Consider the following 20,136-nt stretch of genomic DNA (forward strand, 5'->3'; position numbering starts at 1 on the left):
CTTATTCCACTCTCTGATAAGAGCACTTCTGCCCTGTAGGTGTTACTCCATCAGATTCCAATTCCTGTACTGATAAAGTCATTGAATTAAGTAATAGAATATCACTGATAATCCATTCATCTTCATCGCTAAACATTTCATAGAGTTTGTTACCGTCTATCTTGTACTTACCCACTTCCTTATAAGAGCTATTTTCTGTACTTGTATATTCAAATGTACCATCACTCTTATAAGTAACATGGGTAGCAACTGCATCACCGCTTGTCATCCTCCATTTGCCAATAACAAGAGAAGCATAATCATCCTGTCCTTTGATTGTGCCATTATCAATATCTATTTCATAATTAAGTGTGTTCTTGTCTCCATCATAAGAGGTTATGGTAGCTTCAAATTTCCAAATATTAGTAGAACTGTCAGATAATTTGAAATCAACTTTATATTGGTCATTGTAGATAAAGTTTGATAGCTCCTTCAACTCAGTAAGCCAAATGCTCTGTTTTGTTGTACCATTCCATCTTCCAATAAAAGCCCCATCTTCGTCAAACCAACGATAGATAACTTCACTATGAGATAAGGGTGCATAAACTTCCACAGCATCCATTCCAACACCATCACCTGTTGGTATAGTGAATGCACAAATGCTGTCACCATCCAAAGTATAGCAATAATCTCTTATGAGTACACTATTGTCGTACCAATTGAAGACGTTGTCATCTCCAAGCCCTCTGATTTCTTTAGATTTACCATTGTTATAAAAGAGTGTACTATATAACGATGCTGTTGCATCTTCTTTAAAACTATATGCAGATATTGTAATGAATTGGGATGGATTTATAATATAATTCCACATTGGAGTTATATTAGATATAGTCATATCCTTATATCCTTCAAACTCTTTAAAAACTTTACATGAAAGTTGGAACTCAGAGCTACATATACCCTCTGCTAATTTTTCCTTAGTCGAATTATGGTAAGTAGCAACCCATAAATGATTATCCTTCAATCCAGTGAAATTGGCTTGCTCCTTGTTTATTACTGTATTATCTGCATGGATGGAATAGTTGAATAAATCAATATCCTTATAGTCTGTAATTCCATATTCTTTGCAAATAAGCTCTAACGATGTTTCACCTCCAGATGTTGTCGGGGGATTTACCTCCAATTCATCATCCCCACAGGAACTAACTCCCATGCTTAATGCAACCAATAATGAGGTTGCTAATAATCTTATTGTTCTCATAGTTATTTAATTTAATTTGATTATGATGTGTAATCCCATTCCAACATTGGCATTGTATCTAATGTCTAAACCATTTGAAGAAAAGCCTTCAAATAGTTTGTCTAGTACAATTGTTGTTCCAGATTTGAGTGTTGCTCCAGATTCGAGCCATTCCTTGAAAGTACAATATGGCTTTTTGTTAGTATTCCATTCTTCACCTCCAACAAATCTCATGAAAGAGTCTTCAAACCAAATGTTAAACTCATTAGTTCTGTCGTTGAACAAGATATATGAATTATCAAACCCTCTACTCAAAGTAATGCGTATATTCTCTGTATCAAACCAAATGTTAGTATCATTGCCAAATAGTTTTGAAGCTCGAAGTGTCATCATTCTAACTACTTCTTCTGGCATTAATGGTAAGTGACATAGGGGGAATGGTCTATTCTTATCTATCTTACGATAGGTTTCCGCTTCTCGTTGGATATAGATAGCTTCTTTTGGCTCATCGTCTGGAACATATCTAAAGATTAGAATATTCTCAAGAAAGCATATCGAATTGAGTGCTTGGACTTGCCAATCTTCTAATGGAGTGTTATAAACATCCATGTCAATATTAGACAAGATTTCATTAATATTAATGTCGTCAGTTCTAAATCCTGCTTCATTAAAGGCTAAAATCCAATCACTATTATCATTGTAGTTTGTCTTATTGGATTCATTTATCAATAAAGACAATAGTTTGAGTATAGAAATTCTATCCTCTCTATTCAAAACTTGGAATAGTTCTTTCATGCAATAATTCTAATTGTGCTCACCTGTTCCCTGTGGATAAGCCGTTACTAAATAAAAAAGGTGTGGGAACTATATATGTTTTACCCTAAAGTCTGGCTTCTCGCATTGCCTTGCTGTGGATAAAACAATAGCCCCACACCAGTTTGAGATATAGAAACCTTATAAAAGGTAGGTATATAACAAATGATATGGGTGCTATTGCTACCATCTTCACAGCATTACAAATTTTGCGAGAATTTGACTTTAGAAGATAATTTCAATAACACCTTTCGTTAAATATGTCCTTCCAACTCCCTATCACCTTAGTTCATTGGAATTGGTGCAAAGATAGCGAAAGGTTCTAAATTAATGAGCATGGAGTGAGGATAAATAGTAACTATCGTGCTCTCAAACATAGTCAGAACAGGATATTTAAAAAATTTGCATCCATATTCTGTAAATCCATGTGGGTATCAAAATGATAATTCCCCTTATAAGAAGTGAATTTTAGAAATTGTTACCTACATGGATTTATAAAGTTAAAGTCAGTTTCTCCGTCTGAATTTGAGGATAGGACAAATTCAGATTGGGGTATATAAGACTGACCTTGCTCTAAATTTGTCCTGCCTTTCAAAGTGACTTCACGACATCAACCCAGCTCTGACAAGTAACCTCTTGACTTGTGTAATCTGAAACTTGCATCCCTTAGATGTAACAAAGCCTTGCTCATTCAACAGACAAGTCATTTCAGATAATGATTTGCCTTGCATTGACAATGACCGTAACAGTGCTATCGCTCTCATGTTATTTGGATTGTTAGTTGCCTTAGCCTTGTTGGTAATGATACTATGCTGAACAGCTTGTTCAAATTTATTCATCAAGTTCTCTGATTTACCAAGCTGCACACCCCTTGCTTTCTTGGCTTGAAGTGATTGCTTGGTTCTCTGACTGATTAACCCTGCTTCATATTCGGCTATGCTACTGATGATATGCAGAATTAGTCTGTTAGCTTGGGGGAAGTCGCAGAACACAATCTCAACATCACTCTCCAACAGCTTGGAAGTAAACGCTACATTCCTTGACAACCTATCCAATTTTGCTACGATTAGAATAGAGTTGGTCTTCCTGCACATTGCCAAAGCTGCAAGAAGTTGAGGTCTGTTAGACTTCTTCCCACTCTCTGTCTCAATATATTCAGCAAGTATGGACTTATTCTTCACATGGTTGTGTATAATCTCCCTTTGGGCTTCCACACCAAGCCCCGATATTTGCTGCTTCATGGTGGATTGCCTTAAATATGCTATGTATGTCTTCATAATTCACAACTATTAATAGTTGGTTACAAATGCTGAACGAACATTCAGCTTATGTAAGTAAGGACACCCAACTTAAAAATTGAATGTCCTTTTTAGGATGATACGCTATAACTGTCCTTCATCAGCGAAGCTGTAATATCCATCTGTAAGAATGAGGTGGTCTGTTACTGTAATTCTCATAAGTCTTGCTGCTTCCTTGACCTGCTTAGTAATATCCATATCCTGCCTACTTGGTTTCAGATTACCGCTTGGATGGTTATGTGCAAGAACAAGAGCCACTGAATTGGTAAGCAATGCAGCTTGTAGAATTACTCTTACATCAACAGACGTTTCAGTAATTCCACCCTCTGATATGAGAGTGTAACCTAAAACTTGGCTGGCTTGATTAAGAAACAGTACTTTGAAGTATTCTTTGTAGCAAATTGTACCCTCCTTATATGTGGGAAGTAAGTATTTATAAGCGTCCTCTGAACTAACAATCTTATGCAGGTTTTTGAATTTGGGTTTGTAGGATAGTTCCACTTCTCCCACAGTATAATCTATATTCATATTGTATGATATTTAAAAGTTGGTAGAAATAAAGAAAGGACAACTAACTGAATAGCTGCCCTTTCCTCTCTCAATCAACAATCCACTCTGCCCAAGAACCAAGCGTATTCACTATCTCCTAATTTGGCACGTTGGATGCCTTGTACAAACTCTGTGCAGTTAAGATTCCTCTCCAAGAAGTTATCTATGTAACTTGACTTCACAGAACCATTGAGCAAGTTAAGTAACTGCCAACCTGTAATGCTGTCCCCTGTACTCTTGAAGTTCGCATCAGAAACGAATGCTCTGCAAGCTGCATTAATCTGACTGTCTCCCAACAATAGACGAGGCAAGCGTTTCTGCTGGTTGGGTGTAAGAGCTTGATATAATCTCATCCTGCCTATTATTTGGCAGAACTCGCTTGTGGAGATTGACATTTGTCCAAGTGCCCTTAACAGATGCAAGTCCTTAGATGGGTTGTAAGCATGGAACAGATTCAATGCTGCTGCATATAACTCCTGTGTACTTAGAACTTCTATCTTATCCTGCAAGCCGTCAGTGGTGAGCATGAGATTAGAGCACACACGATTCCTAAAGCCTATGAAGATTTTAAATCTCTCAACAGATTTCTTACTGTACAGGTTAATCTCGTTATATGCCCTTACTCCACCAATGGATAATGCCAAACGATTACCGTATTCATCATGTACGATGGATGGGATTTCAAAACAGAAGCACATTCTCTGATAGAACAAAGTCTTCTCTTCATCTGTCAGTTCAGATGCTTTCTTACCTAATGCACTTGGGATTCTACCATTGATAGGGTGTGAGATTCTAATCTCTGGCATATCAAACTGCTCTCCATTGAAGTAGTCTTTGGCAGCATCCACCACTGCACCTATAAAGGATTGGTGGCTGATGGTTTCCTCCATTGACGCAAAACTGGGAATGATGCAGCCCTGTTGTAAGTGCTGCAAGGTTACTTCCTGCGTGTTGGCTTCAATGAAATGGTTTACTCTCTTGGGTGCTGCAACTTCTTCCACAATGATTGCTTCTTCTGCAAACTCACCCATGTTTAATGATTCTCTACGCTGTGCCATAGCTGGCATAATTACTAAATTTCTCATAATGAAATTGAATTAAATGATTATTGATTGAATGGATTTAACAAGAACAAACCCAAAACACAAGTGAATTACTTCGCTTGCATCTTAGGCTGTTCTATGTCTTTCCCTAAAGATTCTTTCAAAGGAAGTTGAGAGTAATAGTAATTTATTGGTAGGTTGTGGCAATAGTGCATCGTGCCTGTTCTCTGATTAAATAAGAATGCTTATTCCTGTCAGCTATTAGGCTACATTACTAAAGCATTCTTTTTATTTAAGAGCCAATGAGGGGGTGTTTATGTGGGTAGGGGTGTCTTGTGCATAACTCTTTAGAATTGGAAATGCTGCCAACAGTATGCTTATTAATGGTTGCTTAGACTGATTCATAAGAATAGGTCTGGCAGTTCTTCTTTGTCTTTTATCTCTTGCTTCCTGCCTACCAATCCACTTGATAATGATTTCATAAGAGCGTGTATATTCTTAACTCCCTCAAAGTCATTCTCCTTGTACTTCTTGTAAATCATGCACTCCCTTGAAATGGGGTTCCTCTGCTCTCGTTAAATGCTATCATGTGTTCAAAGGCAGCTTGCACTTCCTCCACATATTTATCTTTGGGTAAGTCTATAATAAGACCTTTGGCTTTTAATATGATTGAATCTCCAACTTCGTCCAATAAGTCCATATCCCTTAGTTGGTCTATATAGCTGGAGATAGTGCCATGCCCCATGTGAATTAGCTCTTTCAGTTTTCTTACAGATAAGGTAATAGTATGACTGTGTGGCTCTGCTGCACTGAACAGTTTAAGGATGAATCCTCTGAGTTTTAAATCCAAAGTATTGTTATATGAATCATAGAACTCCCTGTCAATTCTTCTGTAATGCCCAAAACTGACAGGAGAGAATATATAATCAGTCCAAGTTCTGTCATTCCTGCCACTATCCTTGTTCTGTATGGTAACTTCCCCTGTAGCTCTTAACTTGTCATTAAATGGTTTGGAACTCTTACCACCATTATAGTTGGCAGGTTTATCACCAACGAATGATGCAAGTTGGTCTATCGTGGTGTCAGTAGTCAATGTATATTTGTCTGCTGTCAGTAGTAACACGTATGTCCTGTAAACATCAGTGCAACCCAATTTCTGAATCAGATTATTGCTCATTACTGTATATTTCTTGAATGGTAGTTTCATAAGGCAATCGCTCAATATGTCTGATTAAAATGATTTGGTTGGTCTTTAATAAGAATCTCACTTTAGAGGAACTTAATCTGTTGGATTTCCTAAGCTCGCTCAGTTTGTCATAAAAATTGTTATTATAAATCCACATATCATCGGTTTTATTCACTCCCAGCTTACAGATTACCTGTGCGGTGTCCTTTAGGACATTGCATGGGTCTTATTGGATTGTAATGTAGGAGTGTAGAGATGGGGTGTTTAGGCACGGGGTAAAAAGTGAATAAGCACACCCCAAAGATTTAACAATATGAATCTCTCTGCTGCAAATTTTATCTTGTCAGTAAGCCAGCTTCTGCAATGATATATAATAGGTAGCAACCTTTCCATTCTTCTTTCTCCTTGTCTTTAGATAGTTATTAAGATTAGCCCATAATCCAATATGGACTTTATTATCTTTTACTCCCTGTTTAAGAGCCTTAGCCCTTATCTGCTCATAAGTAAATTCTTCCATTTTAGATATGCTGAATAGTTTATAGTCCGTCAATCTATGCGGTGGAATTATCTGTCTGTGGTAATGTAAAGGTAAGAACTTCACAGGTGGGGAACTAATGATAAGACCACACATTTAAGAATCAGACTTTAGACTATTCAGAATGTTTAAAAACTTGTATGCCCTATATGTTTTGGGGAGTGAGATAAGAGACCTGCACCAATTTGTTAGTGCAGGCTCTTGGCAGAATCTTTACTGTTCCTCTGAATGTCTGCTGACAGCTTCTTCTACAACTTCTCTAATCTCTGAAATGTACTTGTCAGATTTAATCTTTGAAATGCGTTCTACATCTGCTGGTTCCAGTTTGTTAATCATTTGGCAAACAATCTCTACACCATCTGCGCCATTCGTCCATTTACCTGTCTGCTCATCAATAAACCAATCAATGAAATATTTGTGGGAGAGATAACTATGTTTAAAACCTCTACTTCTTGCAGTCTCCAATATCTTCCTTGCACGCTCAATGTTGGCAGTAGGCAAGCATTCTGTACCATCTTCCATGCTCTGTGCCAGCTTTGCCTTATCAAGACTTGTATTGAAAGTAACCAGCTTGCTGATGGTGGAAACAGGATAACCTGTTTTAGGTAAGCCGTCATTGGATTTAACAGACTTCATATCAGTTAGTTCTTTGGCAAACTGTAACAATTCACTGTTGGGGTTACACAATGCTGCACCTGTAACATAGTCTTTACCATCCCAAATGATTGAGGTCTTGTTCAGTTCAGAGATAAGCTTCTTTATGGTCTTGTTCTTATTATTCAGTGCGTACATTACCATGATGTCAGTGGGAGCATAAGAAGTATTGTCCTTCTCATCCAACTTTCTTAATTCCATGATGGAAGTATATCTGTGCTGTCCTTCAATAATAACCACATAGTCTGCCACTTCCTCTGCTGGGACTTCCTTGCCTGTTTCATAATCCAACATGGTCAAGCCCTCTTTAGCCGCTTCTTCTCCATCTACAATGATGATGGGCGTTAATTGACCGCATTCTTTGATGGAAACCATCTTCTGTTTGAGGTTCTTCTTGTTAATGGCTCTGTTACCGCTTACGAATGCTACTTTCTTACCCAGCTCATTGATTGAAATAATGTTCGTTCTCATGTCTTGCTTGCAGTTTTTAGACTGGTGCGCTCCAGCTTTAATTGATTTTGATGTTGCAAAGGTGAGAACTTTGGAGAGATTTAAGAGAGAGTAAAATTTTAGTGGAATTGGTTCTCTCTTTACTTGTCCGCATTACAAGTCCTGTTCCTTTGACGCTGCAAAGATGGGGAGAAGCCATGAGAATTAGCGAGAGTAAAGTTAAGGGAGAAGTTACTCTCCCTTATATAAAACATTGATTATTAGTAGATATTATTATGCACGTCCCAATTCATATTCTTGTTCTTGCTTAAATATCCTTTTAGTGTGGTCTTGCTGACGAGGAAGTCTTCATTATCAGATATTCCTGTAAGATAGACAAGCTGTGATATTAGGAAGGTTACATTATATGCGTTCCTTTCACCTTTCCTGTAATTGGAGAATGAGGGTGAGAGGGTATCAAAGAACAGTTGGAATCTCTGGGCAAAGAGGCATATTCTCTTGGTTGTGCTTGCCGTTGTCTGCTTCTTGGTTGGATGGTAGCTTACCATTTCAATATTATCATTCAGATGTTCTGTATCAAATTCATTCTTTGGTTTTAAATCATCCAAATGCTCTTGACAGCATTTCAGAATAAACTTGATGGCATTGGCTGTCTCTATGGTATGTATGGATTTACCGTTTACTTGCAAGGACAAAGACAGTTCTTCTTTAAAGGTGATGTGTTCAGTTAATGGATTGGCATTGGGATTCTCTTCATATTGGGTGATGGTTTGAAGCAACTTATCCACTTCATTGGAAGGAGAATCACCACGTTCAAACGCCTGCCAACATTCACCGTCCACATAGTCCCATATAAACAGTATGGCAAACCAAAACTTATTAATATCCAACTGCAAGGCTGATATGGCTTTCTTGATTTCTATATTGTTCTTATAGTCCTCATAGGTAAGAGGTGTTTTAATCAGCCGTTCGTTGTATCTTCTTTTAAAGGTGGATATGGCGCAACTGCCCTCCAATGCAAACCTTTCATCTATAATCTTTGGTTCTGCTGGGTGTATCAGCATGGCAAAGTCCCAAACATAATCTAATATTATATCTTCTTCCCTTGCATCAGTAGTAGGGTAAACTGCATCTATATTGGTAAACTTATCTATTGGATTCATGGTCTATAATCTATTTGGTTCAACAACTATATAAGTGATTTATTGATTCTCATAATAACGCCTGTTCTTTGGAATATCAAACATCTTTACAAAAGCTGTAATGGAATATTCCTTAGTGACGGTTTCTAATGAAAGTTCTAAGGACTTGGAGTCTTTCATTGTCATTATGCAGCCCAATCGCTTCTCTGTATCAACCCAAACACTCTGTGATGGATAGAATATCGTATAGTATTGATAGCCTTTGGATTTGTAACCAATGTAAACCTCCTGTCCTGTCTTGAAAGTGACCACCACTAAAGAATATGCAGAATCTTCACCATATATAATTATGTGGTCAATAACCTTATGAATAAGTTCGTACCGTTCCATATCATCAGTAATGCTATCTACAAGAACTTTCTCGTTGGATAACGAATTGATAGCTTCTATCTTGCTCTCACAGGACAGAATCAGTTTGTTCAGCCTGTCTTTCTCATATTGGTACTTCTTGGATTCCTTATCCAAAGATGCGGCTTCCTTTATCTTGTTGATATATAAGTCTGGCATATTGGGCATTTCACGCTTGATGTCAATTGCAGCGTTTACAATGGCATTGGCTTGCGCTGTTAAATCTGCCAATTTCCCTTCTATGCCCATAAGTAACTTCTGGTGGGTTTCAATCTCCTGCCTTAACGGTTCTTCTTGCTCTTGGGCTTTGCCTGTGGCTAATTCCTGTGAGAACAGCAGCTTTACCAATTCCCAAACAATCTTCTCTATTCTTGTAGCTTTTATAGCCTTACTGAAACAGGCTGGCTTATTCTTGGATTTCATGTGCTTGTCATGGCAGACATATAAGTCCCTGCCACCCTCATAGGTATATTTAATCTTGCAGTAAGGACAATGAATCAATCCTCTTAATAATTGAAAGTGTTTGACACCTGTACTCTTACTTCTAAAAGCCCTCCCTTTCATCTTCTCCCTTGACAGGTCAAATAATTCAGCAGAAACAATGGCAGGGGTTTTGACTGTGGCAACCTCAATAGGTCTCTTGTATCTCTTACCTTTCTTGGGTTCAGTACCTTTAAGCATATATTCAGCTTCACCCTTATAGACAGGATTAGCCAGCATGGAATTGATTGTTCCCATAGTCCATATTTTAGTCTTACTTCTTGTGGGGATATTTTCTGCATTCAGCATGAGGGCTATCCTTGCACTTGAATAACCGTTGGCTGAGAGTTCTATAACCCGTCTGACCGTCTTGGCTTCCTCCTCATTTATGCTTAACCGTTTGGTCTCTGTGCTGTAATCATAGCCATAAGGGGCTTTATAGGTGTAACTGTTTCCTTCTTTAAGAATCTTGTTCTTCTTAGACGAAATGCTTCGTGCTTTAAGGGTAGCCACTTCCTGCTCTGCAATCATAGCGATTATGCCAATAATGAATTTGGTGTTCCTGTCTTCCTCTCCATTCTCGTCCAATGTCCTAAGATTCTCTTTCTTGGCATAGACACATATCCCTTTCTTGGTAAAATGTTCAATCTGCTGTTGGAGATAGAGAGACCTCCTACTAAGTCTTGACAATTCCCAAACCAAGACTATATCAATATCGTCTTTAGTCAGTTCCTTTAACTTGGCAAACTCTGGTCTGTCATCATTAAACCCGCTTTCCTTTTCTTCAAAGACATGGGTTATCTCTATGCTCATATATTTGGCATATTCCTTTAATTCGTTTGTCTGCCTGTTGTAGTCTTGGTCTAAGGTAGAAACACGTGAATAAATTGCACCTCTCATATTCTTGATTATTAAGTTGGTGCAAACTTAAGAAATAATAGTCGTACCTGCAAATGTGTTATTAAAATGACGCAGCAATATGCAAAAGTATTAGATCAGAGTATTCTCCGAGATATGCAGAATGTACGGGAGAGCTTCTCTACTAAAACCACCTAAAGATGAAAACGGCTACCCAATCCATTCGGACGGTAGCCGTTTCTCCATCTTCATCATATTAAAGACTAAAGAGAATAATCTTCTATATTATAGGCAGAACGAAACCTATCCTCCAAAATCTCCCTAATATCCGATTCACGGAACAGCACTTTGCCCGGAAGTTGAATAAAAGGGAAAATGCCATCATCCCGATAATACTGCAAAGTCCTACGGCTAATTTTGAGTATAGAACAAAGTTCTTCGCTTGTCAGATACCGTTCACCCTCAAACATGGGCTTATTATTCTTCAATGCATATTCTATATAAGGTAAAGCCCTATCTAACGATTGCAATAATTCTTGGCTATCCTCATTCGTGTATAAATCCATAAGCAATTATTCTTTAGTGGTTACTTTTATTCTACCTAAATCCAATAGTTTTTGTACTTCGGCAACCTTATAATATACTTTCTTGCCAACAGTCGAAAAAGAAAGTTTGCCACTCTCACGTAAAGACTGTAATGTTCGCAAAGGAATATTTAAGGAAGCTGCCAATGTCCTACCCTCTATCCATTCTTTCTCAATACACATATCAGAGGGAGATAAAGAAATATTATCTGCCAATGATATAATCTGTTCCAGCTTCTTTCTAAAAAAATCGAAGGAAACTCTCTCTATTGCTACTATATCCATATATAAATTACTTTTCAAAATTCTTTTTCTCAATCCTTTTCTTTTAGCTTAAGTTTTCCAGAACTTAATATGAAACATTGACAAAGGTAAGTTCCGTATTTAGCCTGTTCAAGTCCAAGTCTTCGGTTTAGATAAAAATCTTCCTCTCATTAACATTCGAGCGTATTTTTATCTAAAGACTTGCACAGACTAAATACTTCACTGGAAAAGTCAATGATTCAAATTAAATTCCGAAAAACAATGTTTTCGAGGACGGCACGTTATTCCGTCCAGCTTTCAAAGTAGTGCTTTTGCAGTAGTTTATCAATATCACTTTGTCGATAGATGATTTTTCCTTTTATTCGGATAAATGGTATTAATCCTGTATCTCGCCATTCTTGCAGAGTTCGCAAACTGACATTGAGCTTTTTAGAAACTTCATGATTGGAGAGAAAACGCTCTCCGTTCAGGTGGGGCTTGTAATGCTTCACTTGATTCAATACCGTTCAGTATTGAATCAAGTGAAGAAATAAATTCTTTGACTTGTGGTGTATCTTTACTTATTAATTCCATGATCGAAAGATTGTTTTATTGAAATATTGATTTCAAGATTGCTTGATAGCTAATCAGTTGAATGATTAGCTGATTATTAGTTTCGCAGATAGTCACCCAGTGATGAAAGGCTAAGCACGTCTTTTGCTGGATCATAATCTATGTAAATCCGTTTAGGAACAGGAGCTATAAAATACAGACTGTCTTCTTTCTGTATTTCATAAGTAGCGGGTGAAGCCTGTTTGGTGGTTTCCGATACATATATAATAGAGAGAAGATAATCGTTGTCATTCCGGTAGATGATTACTGTAGGATTCAGATTAATGCTTTCCCATGTGCCAACAATGGAGAACAGGTTGAAAGACGGATAATCTTCTTTAGTTCTTTTCATAAGGCGTGATTTGTTTGGGTGATTGATTTTGTGTTTCACTATCCACAATAATTCTTTCAACATCAGAAGACTTATAATAAATTTTGCTCCCTATTTGAGAATAAGCCAGTCGCCCACTACTTCGGTAATATTGCAGCGTTCGCTTACTAAAGCCTAACAACAGGCATACTTCCTGACTATCTAGCCAGTTTTCTACTTTTTGGGTATGAGTGCTGCATAAACTTTCTATCCGTTTGGCAAACTCTGTGAACCGCTCGCAGACATACGAGAATGTTCTTTTTTCGATGGTTACTACTTCCATACTTTTAATTTTAAATGGTTTATAAAACGTGTTGATTCTATTTCACCAGCAAATGAAAGAAGAATCAAGAGCCGTTTTCTAAACTGTCCGAAAGTGGTATGAAGTGGTTATAACTGGCTGGATAAATGAAGATAGAAATTATACACTGTGAACATACAAGATGTTAAAATCGCAGATTTTATACTTACTACTAAGTAAATTGCATATATTTGCGTTATGAATGATACAAGAAGTGAAATAATACGGTTAGGAAGTGAATTAATTCGCTCTATTGGCTACAATTCTTTTAGCTATGCAGACATATCTAAAGCATTGAATATAAAGAATGCAGCTATTCATTATTATTTCCCTTCAAAGTCGGATCTGGGAGTAGAAATAATAAGAGAAAATCTGAATGCTTTTAATGAGCTAACTAGAAAATGGGAAAGTTTGGATTATAAATCGCAGTTTTCCAATTACATTCATATGCATGATAGTTTTATCAATAATCATTGGGTTTGTATAGTTGGCTCACTTTCACCATCTTATGACACTTTACCTGAAAACATGCAGAAAGAGTTGCAGGGATTGGTAAACACGATTCTGAAATGGCTTACAGCTTTATTAGATAAAGGTTTAAAAAACAATGCTTTTTCATTTGCGGAAACACCAAGAACAAAGGCTTTTATGGTTCATTCTGCATTACTATCTTCTTTGCAAATGAATAAAGTATTAAGAAATGATGTGTATAAATCAATACAGGAAGGATTATTAAATATCTAATATTTTTTTGCCCCAAACACTTACTTACTAATAAGTATATAAATTTATAAAAATGAAAAGAATTGATTTTTTAAGAGAACAGATTATCGAATCGAGGAATTTTGTAAATCGTTTGATTTCCGAAATACCACAAGATTTGTGATACACAATTCCTCAAAACACAGATTCAAATTTTGCTTGGCAAGTTGGACATTTAATGATTAGCCAAAACTTCCATGCTATCACATGTATCACAGGAAGAAATACTAAAATCGCAGAATTGATACCTATTGTTGATTATGTGAAAATCTTCAATGGTATGGGAACCCTACATAGGTCAGTAGAAAAAAACTTGATACCAGCATATGAGCTAAAAGATCAGTTTGATGCCATTCATGAAATATGCATAGATAATTTATCCCAATTAAATGATAATATATTATTTGAGCAATTAGAACCTATTCCGTTTAAGCATCCAGTAGCTAATAATAAATATGAAGCATTATCTTGGTGTTTCAAACATGAAATGTGGCATAGTGCGGAAATGGAAGAATTAAAGCGTATGCTCGGCTACCCTATCAAATGGCTTTAAAGATAGCTGCATCTTAAATACAGGAAATGATAATAAAAGAGACAGGCAAGCTATTGTTTATTCTAATAAAGTGATTACATTTGCATACCATACTATATGGTATGTTTTAGTTATGAAGAAAGTAGATAGAAATCAATGGTTCGTAATAGGACTAAACGTTTTAGAAAATGATGGATATTCTAAGATTACAATAGACAACTTATGTGCCTTACTGAAAATTACAAAGGGAGCATTCTATCATCATTTTAAGAATATTGATGGGTATGTTGATGCTCTCATGAAGTATTGGTTGGAGGTAAACACATTTGAGTTTATTCGTGAAGTGAACAAATTGAGCACTCCCAAAGAGCAACAGCAGAAATTAGCTGATATGGCAGCATACGCTTCTATCCGAAACGAAAGTGTAATACGGTCATGGGGATATTCCAATCCAATTGTGCAAAATTATGTAGCGCAAGCGGACAGTATCAGGTTGGAATATGCAAGCAAACTAAATGAAGCAACCGGATTGGATGCTAAACAAGCAATGGATTTGGCGATAATACAATACTCCATGCTGATTGGCATGCAGCAAGTTTGTTCGGCTCTACCAGCGGAACAGTTCAAAGAGTTGCAGGATATGGTTATCAATAAATTTAAAGAGCAGTAAAATGAAAAACAGACCAATAAGTGGCTTGATTGAAAAGTATCTTCCTGCCGATTATGTAGATTCCTATTCAAGAGATATAGTTTGTAATCAGAAAATAACACCTGAAAAATTTCACAATCTTGCTTTTAACCAACTTCCTAAATGGATAGATTGGTTAATGAATTTACGAAACGCTATTGTAAAGCCATTGGGATTGGATACAAAAAGTAAATTTACAGATAAGGTGTTTGATAAAAATGAGCATGAAGAGATTTTTGGAATGACTGACAGCCACTTGGATTTTCATGTTTCAATGTGGTGTGGTGAGTATAAAAATGGCAAACAGGAACTTAGGATTACAACTATTGTCAAATATAACAATAGGCTTGGACGAATATATTTTTTCTTTATTAGACCATTTCACAGAATTATCATTTACTTTCTATTGAAACGAATAAAGAATAAATATGAAAGGCAATAAACAAGAAATATAACGCGTGTTCGATTACTTATGCCAAAATGGAATCTTTCAGATCAGAATATATATAGTCTTCTCAACTCTTCTTGCACAAAAGAGAACTTTGATGAAGCCCAATTACTTATGGCATATAGAGAATTTGTAGAATCCGTGATTACCTTTTTGAATAATGAATCAGATTACAAAACTTTAATTAGAGAACTAAATCTTACCTACATAGAATTTGAAGCATTAAAAAATAGTTTAGAAATCAGAAGAGATTTCTGTTACGAAGCAAAAAGTATAACATGTAATAAGATACTTTCATTTATTAATAAAGAACTAGATCTACTTCATCATCAAATGGGATTTCCCAAATTCTTTATTAACATTGAAGCTGGATGAAAATCTACCTTATACCTAAATAAAGATATTGCAAAGTACATCGACATAATGGAAATCGTATGTGGACTTTATTATCTAAAATGTATTACAACGGTTGATGGGAAGGAAATACATTTTAGTGATTTAGCCAATGCTTTTGAAAAGCTGTTTAACATAAAATTCAGTGATATTTATAAAAAAGAAGAGGAAGTAATCAAACGCAAGCCAGATAAACGGACAGCCTTTTTGGATAAACTGAGAGCTGCAATCATTGAAAAGTGTAAGGAAGAGGGATATTTTCCATAGGAATTCAATACAGATATTCAGGGTATTAAGTATTATTTATCGGGGAATAGGTGAACTATTCCCCGAATTTATTTGCATCCATTTTCAGAACTTTGCTTCATCAATCGATTGAAAATCATGAATGTTCAACTTAAAATGAAGCAAAATGTATATAGACAACGAAAACTTCGAGAAATGGATGGAAAAGCTATCTAAGAAACTCACTGAAATAGGGCAAGACTTAAAATCCCTAATCAATACCGATAAAGTATTAGATGATAATGAAAAGATACTCGATAATCAGGATTTAGCCTTTCTTCTGAAAGTATCTTTCCGAACTCTTCAACGCTATAGGGTAAGCGGGCTACTACCTTTCTTTACCATCGGAAAGAAAACTTATTATCGTGCTGGTGATATCCGGTCTTTCGTTCGTGAACGTGCTGATTTCCAAGCCTACAAACAGTTTGAAAAAGCCAATCAATTAGAGAATCAACCTTGAAAGCAAAAGGTAGCAAATTTAGGAATGAAGTATTGCTGTTCCTTTCTTGTGCTATCACCCCAATTTAGCAGAAACAGCTACGCCTTCCGGTTTCGCACGTTTCGCTAAATTGAGCAAGAGGGAACTGGACAAGTCCTGTTCTTCCCTCTTGCTCTGCGAGGCAAAGCCTTCGGCTTTAGCGTGTTACAAGAACACGCTGTAATGACACCTGTAATAAGCGTTTTCTTTGCAACGCTTATTATCAAGTATTTATCTATTCATATTTCTATAAAAAAGTAATTATCATGCCCAATAGCAGTCGAAAAACGATATTCACTACCATTTCCATAGACAAGGAAACGGCAGCTTTAGTAGAGAAGATATGCAAACGCTATTCACTGAAAAAGAGCGAAGTTGCAAAGTTGGCGTTTGGGGATATAGATAAGGCACATATCAACCCATCCGAAGCACCTGAATCTGTAAAATCGGAACTGGCGAAAATAAATAAGAGACAGGATGATATTATCCGCTTCACCCGTCACTATGAGGAAGAACAGCTAAATCCTATGATACGGGCAACAAATTCTATTGCTTTGCGTTTTGATGCTATCGGCAAAACTTTGGAAACTCTTATTCTATCTCAACTGGAAGCCAGTCAGGAGAGACAAACAGCCGTGCTTAAAAAGCTAAGTGAACAGTTCTGTAATCATGCCGATGTGATAAACAATCAATCCAAACAGATTAACACACTCTATCAGATACACCAACGGGATTATAAAAAACTACTTCACCTGATACAACTCTATTCGGAACTCTCCGCCTGCGGTGTGATGGATAGCAAAAGGAAAGAGAGCCTAAAGGCAGAAATCATCAATCTGATAAAAACGTAAGATTATGCACATAGATTTTGCCCCACCATCAAACGGAACATATAATAATGCTGGCAGTAGCCGTCAGTTAGCCAATTATTTAGAACATGAAGATTTAAAGCGAATAGAAAAAGGTATTTATACCGAAGTTTTTTTCAATCTGGCAGATGATAACATTTATAAATCAAAGGTCATAAAAGATATAGATACCAATATCGGGCAACTTCTTAAAACAGACGCTAAGTTTTACGGTATTCATGTCAGCCCATCGGAAAAGGAACTTAGAGCAATGGGTAACACGGAACAGGAACAAGCTAAAGCAATGAAACGCTACATTCGTGAAGTGTTTATTCCTGAATATGCCAAAAACTTCAATAAAGAACTATCTGCTTCGGATATAAAGTTTTACGGTAAGATCCATTTTGACCGCAACCGTTCCGACAACGAACTGAACATGCACTGCCATTTGATTATGAGTCGTAAAGACCAATCGAACAAAGTCAAGATAAGCCCGCTAACCAATCACAAAAACACCAAAAACGGAGTAATAAAAGGTGGCTTCGACCGTGTGAATCTCTTTCAACAAGCAGAACAGGGCTTTGATAAGTTGTTTGGCTACGACCGCCAACAATCCGAATCGTTTGATTACCACAACATGATGAAGAACGGTTCTATTTCCGAACAGCTTGAATTACAAAATCAATTTTTTACTAGCGAAAAGAAAAAAGACATAATACAAGCCAGTGAAAAAGAAAGCATGATTTCTTGCAATCTTGATAGCAAACAGAATGAGAAACATGCTTTCAGTCAGGGAGATAATAAAAGTGGAGATTCTCTGTTATCTATCTTCTCATTGGGAGATGGCAATAATTACAATACAACATCGGCAGAGGAATTACAGGCACAGAAACGCAAGAAGAAAAAGAAGAAAGGGATAAGACGATAATTGGATATGAACAACTAAGAGTCGAAATAGACCGTTACTTAACTTGCTCTTTCCATAAGAAAGATAATTAATAGATAGAAAAGGGGGGATATGCTGTGAATTAGTGTGATAGAAAAGGTTTTCAAGAGCTTTTCTGGTTGTTTTCCAAATATTTACTAATTTTGCCAGTGATAAGAAGGGGTATTATTTGGCTGTAGTTTTTCACTTTAAATCAACTATAACCCAATATGAAGATAATAACAATATAATAAGATATAATTAAGATGAAGATTTCGCCATATGCAATTGAAAACATAGCTCCATATATTGTTGGTGCTAAGACAGGAAGAGAAATAATAAAATTTTTTAGTAACTATGGAATACGAGATATTTATGATGATAAAGGGTTACCTGATATCGGCAAACCAAATGGTCAAAGACCATCTAAAACAGAATATGTAAAGAAACGATTGTCTGAATTAAACAATAGTCACCATCTTAGAGAACTACTAAATGATTTTATTAAAGATAATTCTGTAGAAGTTTCTAATTTGCAAGATATATTAAATCCTGAGGGATATAGTTTTGAAAAAATAAACGAAGAGTACAAAATTCAAGGAGGGGTAATTATTAAAGCAGAACCAGTTGTTAATGAAGCCCACTTTCAGGATATTCAAAATAGAATCCTTAAAGCTTTAGACGACGCAAAAGTATCAATAATTTTAGTGATGGCATGGTTTACAAACGAAACTCTATTTCAGAAATTGGTTGAAAAGTCCAAGCAAGGTGTTGAGATTAAACTTGCTATTATGGATGATGGAATAAATCGTAAACATGGAGTTGACATTTCTCAACTCCCCCATGTTAAAATAGAGAAAGCGCAAAGAGGAGGACTTATGCACAACAAATTTTGCGTTATTGACAATCAAGTAGTCATAACAGGATCTTACAATTGGTCTGATAATGCAGAATTTAAAAACGATGAAAATGTAACTGTAGAGCATGACCCAAAACAAGCCACGAAGTATTCAGTTGAATATAAAAGATTAACAACATAAAAAAACTTTTAATGAAGCAACATTATATTCCTAGATGCTATCTAAAGAGATTCTCTGATAATGATAAGAGTATCTTTACATACGACAAACAGCAATCAAAGGCATATCCTGCCAGTATGATGTCTGTATGTTGTGAGGATGACATGTATTCTATTTCAGACTCATATATCGAAAAAAACAACGAGGAAACTGGTAGCCACCTCAATAGATTATCACTAGAGCATAGTCACTTTGCCAATTCAGTGGAACCGATGTTCTCTCAACTATTACAATCCATAGATGTCATAAAGGATGAATGGATTTCGCAGAGGGAACAATACCGTTTACAATTTAAGGAGAAAAGAGAACTGGCATTACATCTTGTTACTCAATTTTTTCGCCATCCTCAGTTGAAAGATTCAACAGTTGATGACTATCTCAGGATGGAGAAGGCTGGAATAGATATGGTTAAATGGATTTTAGCCAAAGAAAAAGATGATGAATCCATTAATGATCTAAAAATAGATGTGCAATGTGAAGCACCTGTCCTTCATGCTCAATTGACATATCTAAATAATGAGACGCTTATGGATTTCGCTGACGCAATAGCAAGTAACATATGGATGTTCCTAGTGAGCAAAAATAGTGATTTCTACACAAGCGATTTCCCTATTGTTGTTGAACCTCATGTAAAGAATGCACGCCCTATGTATATGGGGCTTGCACAATATGGAGGAGAGTTGACATATCCTTTATCACCAAGTTTAATGCTGGTAGTTTTTGATAAGGTATATTTTAAGGAAAAAGAAGAATATGACTGTACATTCTCAATTGCAGATGACAAAGAAATCAGGCGCCAGAACATGTTAAGATACTTCTATGCCAAACGACATGTTTTCAGTAGTAAGAAAGATTTTAGTCTTATTGACATAATATACAAAGTAGGTGGTCATCATATTTTCATGAATTCTAATTTCAAATCTGAGATTGTAAGTGGTTTGGGGAAGTATTAA

Annotated in this window: 22 protein-coding genes and 3 pseudogenes; 11 read left to right on the forward strand and 14 right to left on the reverse strand. The window is 36.3% G+C overall.

Features of this window, described 5'->3' with window-relative positions; translation table 11 throughout:
* Nucleotide 1: 1 nt before the first annotated feature.
* The 14 genes and pseudogenes from KG118_RS00120 to KG118_RS00185 all read right to left on the reverse strand — a co-directional run bounded on the left by KG118_RS00120 (nucleotide 2) and on the right by KG118_RS00185 (nucleotide 12,727).
* Nucleotides 2-1,240: a hypothetical protein gene (locus tag KG118_RS00120; RefSeq protein ID WP_213388316.1), complete on the reverse strand. Its 1,239-nt coding sequence runs from the start codon at nucleotides 1,238-1,240 to the stop codon at nucleotides 2-4.
* 6 nt (nucleotides 1,241-1,246) lie between these two features.
* On the reverse strand, nucleotides 1,247-2,014 hold the full coding sequence (locus KG118_RS00125; protein WP_213388317.1) for a hypothetical protein: 768 nt from the start codon (nucleotides 2,012-2,014) through the stop codon (nucleotides 1,247-1,249).
* A 620-nt stretch (nucleotides 2,015-2,634) separates the two neighbouring features.
* A complete protein-coding gene (locus tag KG118_RS00130; protein WP_213388319.1) occupies nucleotides 2,635-3,309 on the reverse strand; it encodes a recombinase family protein in 675 nt (224 codons plus the stop codon).
* Nucleotides 3,310-3,414: 105 nt separating this feature from the next.
* Nucleotides 3,415-3,858, reverse strand: coding sequence for a JAB domain-containing protein (locus KG118_RS00135; protein ID WP_213388321.1), 444 nt, complete (start codon nucleotides 3,856-3,858; stop codon nucleotides 3,415-3,417).
* A 74-nt stretch (nucleotides 3,859-3,932) separates the two neighbouring features.
* Nucleotides 3,933-4,964, reverse strand: coding sequence for a DUF3871 family protein (locus tag KG118_RS00140; protein ID WP_213388323.1), 1,032 nt, complete (start codon nucleotides 4,962-4,964; stop codon nucleotides 3,933-3,935).
* 359 nt (nucleotides 4,965-5,323) lie between these two features.
* A pseudogene (locus tag KG118_RS00145) lies at nucleotides 5,324-6,129 on the reverse strand (hypothetical protein).
* 727 nt (nucleotides 6,130-6,856) lie between these two features.
* A complete protein-coding gene (locus KG118_RS00150) occupies nucleotides 6,857-7,768 on the reverse strand; it encodes a hypothetical protein (protein ID WP_213388325.1) in 912 nt (303 codons plus the stop codon).
* A gap of 239 nt (nucleotides 7,769-8,007) precedes the next feature.
* A complete protein-coding gene (locus tag KG118_RS00155; protein ID WP_213388327.1) occupies nucleotides 8,008-8,910 on the reverse strand; it encodes a hypothetical protein in 903 nt (300 codons plus the stop codon).
* A gap of 39 nt (nucleotides 8,911-8,949) precedes the next feature.
* The gene (locus KG118_RS00160) at nucleotides 8,950-10,677 is read right to left on the reverse strand and encodes a recombinase family protein (RefSeq protein ID WP_213388329.1); all 1,728 of its coding nucleotides are present in this window, start codon (nucleotides 10,675-10,677) and stop codon (nucleotides 8,950-8,952) included.
* A 221-nt stretch (nucleotides 10,678-10,898) separates the two neighbouring features.
* On the reverse strand, nucleotides 10,899-11,201 hold the full coding sequence (locus KG118_RS00165; protein WP_117712868.1) for a helix-turn-helix domain-containing protein: 303 nt from the start codon (nucleotides 11,199-11,201) through the stop codon (nucleotides 10,899-10,901).
* A 6-nt stretch (nucleotides 11,202-11,207) separates the two neighbouring features.
* Nucleotides 11,208-11,504 carry a MerR family transcriptional regulator gene (locus tag KG118_RS00170; protein ID WP_117712869.1) on the reverse strand — a complete coding sequence of 99 codons (297 nt, stop codon included), beginning with the start codon at nucleotides 11,502-11,504 and terminating at the stop codon, nucleotides 11,208-11,210.
* A 260-nt stretch (nucleotides 11,505-11,764) separates the two neighbouring features.
* Nucleotides 11,765-12,056 (reverse strand): annotated as a pseudogene (locus KG118_RS00175) (helix-turn-helix domain-containing protein).
* A 76-nt stretch (nucleotides 12,057-12,132) separates the two neighbouring features.
* Nucleotides 12,133-12,426, reverse strand: a complete 294-nt coding sequence (locus KG118_RS00180) for a DUF3876 domain-containing protein (protein ID WP_117712870.1) — start codon at nucleotides 12,424-12,426, stop codon at nucleotides 12,133-12,135.
* Nucleotides 12,413-12,727: a helix-turn-helix domain-containing protein gene (locus tag KG118_RS00185; RefSeq protein WP_117712871.1), complete on the reverse strand. Its 315-nt coding sequence runs from the start codon at nucleotides 12,725-12,727 to the stop codon at nucleotides 12,413-12,415. Before KG118_RS00185 ends, KG118_RS00180 begins: the two co-directional genes overlap by 14 nt.
* Nucleotides 12,728-12,943: 216 nt before the next feature.
* Here KG118_RS00185 and KG118_RS00190 point away from each other — a divergent pair, with 216 nt between their 5' ends.
* The 11 genes and pseudogenes from KG118_RS00190 to KG118_RS00235 all read left to right on the forward strand — a co-directional run bounded on the left by KG118_RS00190 (nucleotide 12,944) and on the right by KG118_RS00235 (nucleotide 20,136).
* Nucleotides 12,944-13,489 (forward strand): TetR/AcrR family transcriptional regulator, encoded by a 546-nt coding sequence (locus KG118_RS00190; protein ID WP_117712872.1) that lies wholly within the window; start codon nucleotides 12,944-12,946, stop codon nucleotides 13,487-13,489.
* A 52-nt stretch (nucleotides 13,490-13,541) separates the two neighbouring features.
* A pseudogene (locus KG118_RS00195) lies at nucleotides 13,542-14,060 on the forward strand (DinB family protein).
* A 112-nt stretch (nucleotides 14,061-14,172) separates the two neighbouring features.
* A complete protein-coding gene (locus tag KG118_RS00200; protein ID WP_117712873.1) occupies nucleotides 14,173-14,709 on the forward strand; it encodes a TetR/AcrR family transcriptional regulator in 537 nt (178 codons plus the stop codon).
* Between the two features lies 1 nt (nucleotide 14,710).
* Nucleotides 14,711-15,169: a DUF2867 domain-containing protein gene (locus KG118_RS00205; protein WP_117712874.1), complete on the forward strand. Its 459-nt coding sequence runs from the start codon at nucleotides 14,711-14,713 to the stop codon at nucleotides 15,167-15,169.
* Nucleotides 15,170-15,289: 120 nt separating this feature from the next.
* Nucleotides 15,290-15,550 carry a hypothetical protein gene (locus KG118_RS17375; protein ID WP_233514920.1) on the forward strand — a complete coding sequence of 87 codons (261 nt, stop codon included), beginning with the start codon at nucleotides 15,290-15,292 and terminating at the stop codon, nucleotides 15,548-15,550.
* Between the two features lie 48 nt (nucleotides 15,551-15,598).
* On the forward strand, nucleotides 15,599-15,835 hold the full coding sequence (locus KG118_RS17380) for an RteC domain-containing protein (protein ID WP_233514921.1): 237 nt from the start codon (nucleotides 15,599-15,601) through the stop codon (nucleotides 15,833-15,835).
* A 145-nt stretch (nucleotides 15,836-15,980) separates the two neighbouring features.
* Entirely contained in the window at nucleotides 15,981-16,313 is a 333-nt protein-coding gene (locus KG118_RS00215; RefSeq protein ID WP_117712875.1) for a helix-turn-helix domain-containing protein, read from the forward strand.
* Between the two features lie 284 nt (nucleotides 16,314-16,597).
* Nucleotides 16,598-17,182 carry a BfmA/BtgA family mobilization protein gene (locus tag KG118_RS00220; protein ID WP_117712877.1) on the forward strand — a complete coding sequence of 195 codons (585 nt, stop codon included), beginning with the start codon at nucleotides 16,598-16,600 and terminating at the stop codon, nucleotides 17,180-17,182.
* A 4-nt stretch (nucleotides 17,183-17,186) separates the two neighbouring features.
* Entirely contained in the window at nucleotides 17,187-18,107 is a 921-nt protein-coding gene (locus KG118_RS00225) for a DUF5712 family protein (RefSeq protein ID WP_117712878.1), read from the forward strand.
* 263 nt (nucleotides 18,108-18,370) lie between these two features.
* Nucleotides 18,371-19,144, forward strand: coding sequence for a phospholipase D-like domain-containing protein (locus KG118_RS00230; protein ID WP_117712879.1), 774 nt, complete (start codon nucleotides 18,371-18,373; stop codon nucleotides 19,142-19,144).
* Between the two features lie 11 nt (nucleotides 19,145-19,155).
* Nucleotides 19,156-20,136, forward strand: coding sequence for a DUF4238 domain-containing protein (locus KG118_RS00235; RefSeq protein WP_117712880.1), 981 nt, complete (start codon nucleotides 19,156-19,158; stop codon nucleotides 20,134-20,136).

It is taken from the genome of Bacteroides propionicigenes (assembly GCF_018390535.1).
Taxonomy (GTDB): domain Bacteria; phylum Bacteroidota; class Bacteroidia; order Bacteroidales; family Bacteroidaceae; genus Bacteroides; species Bacteroides propionicigenes.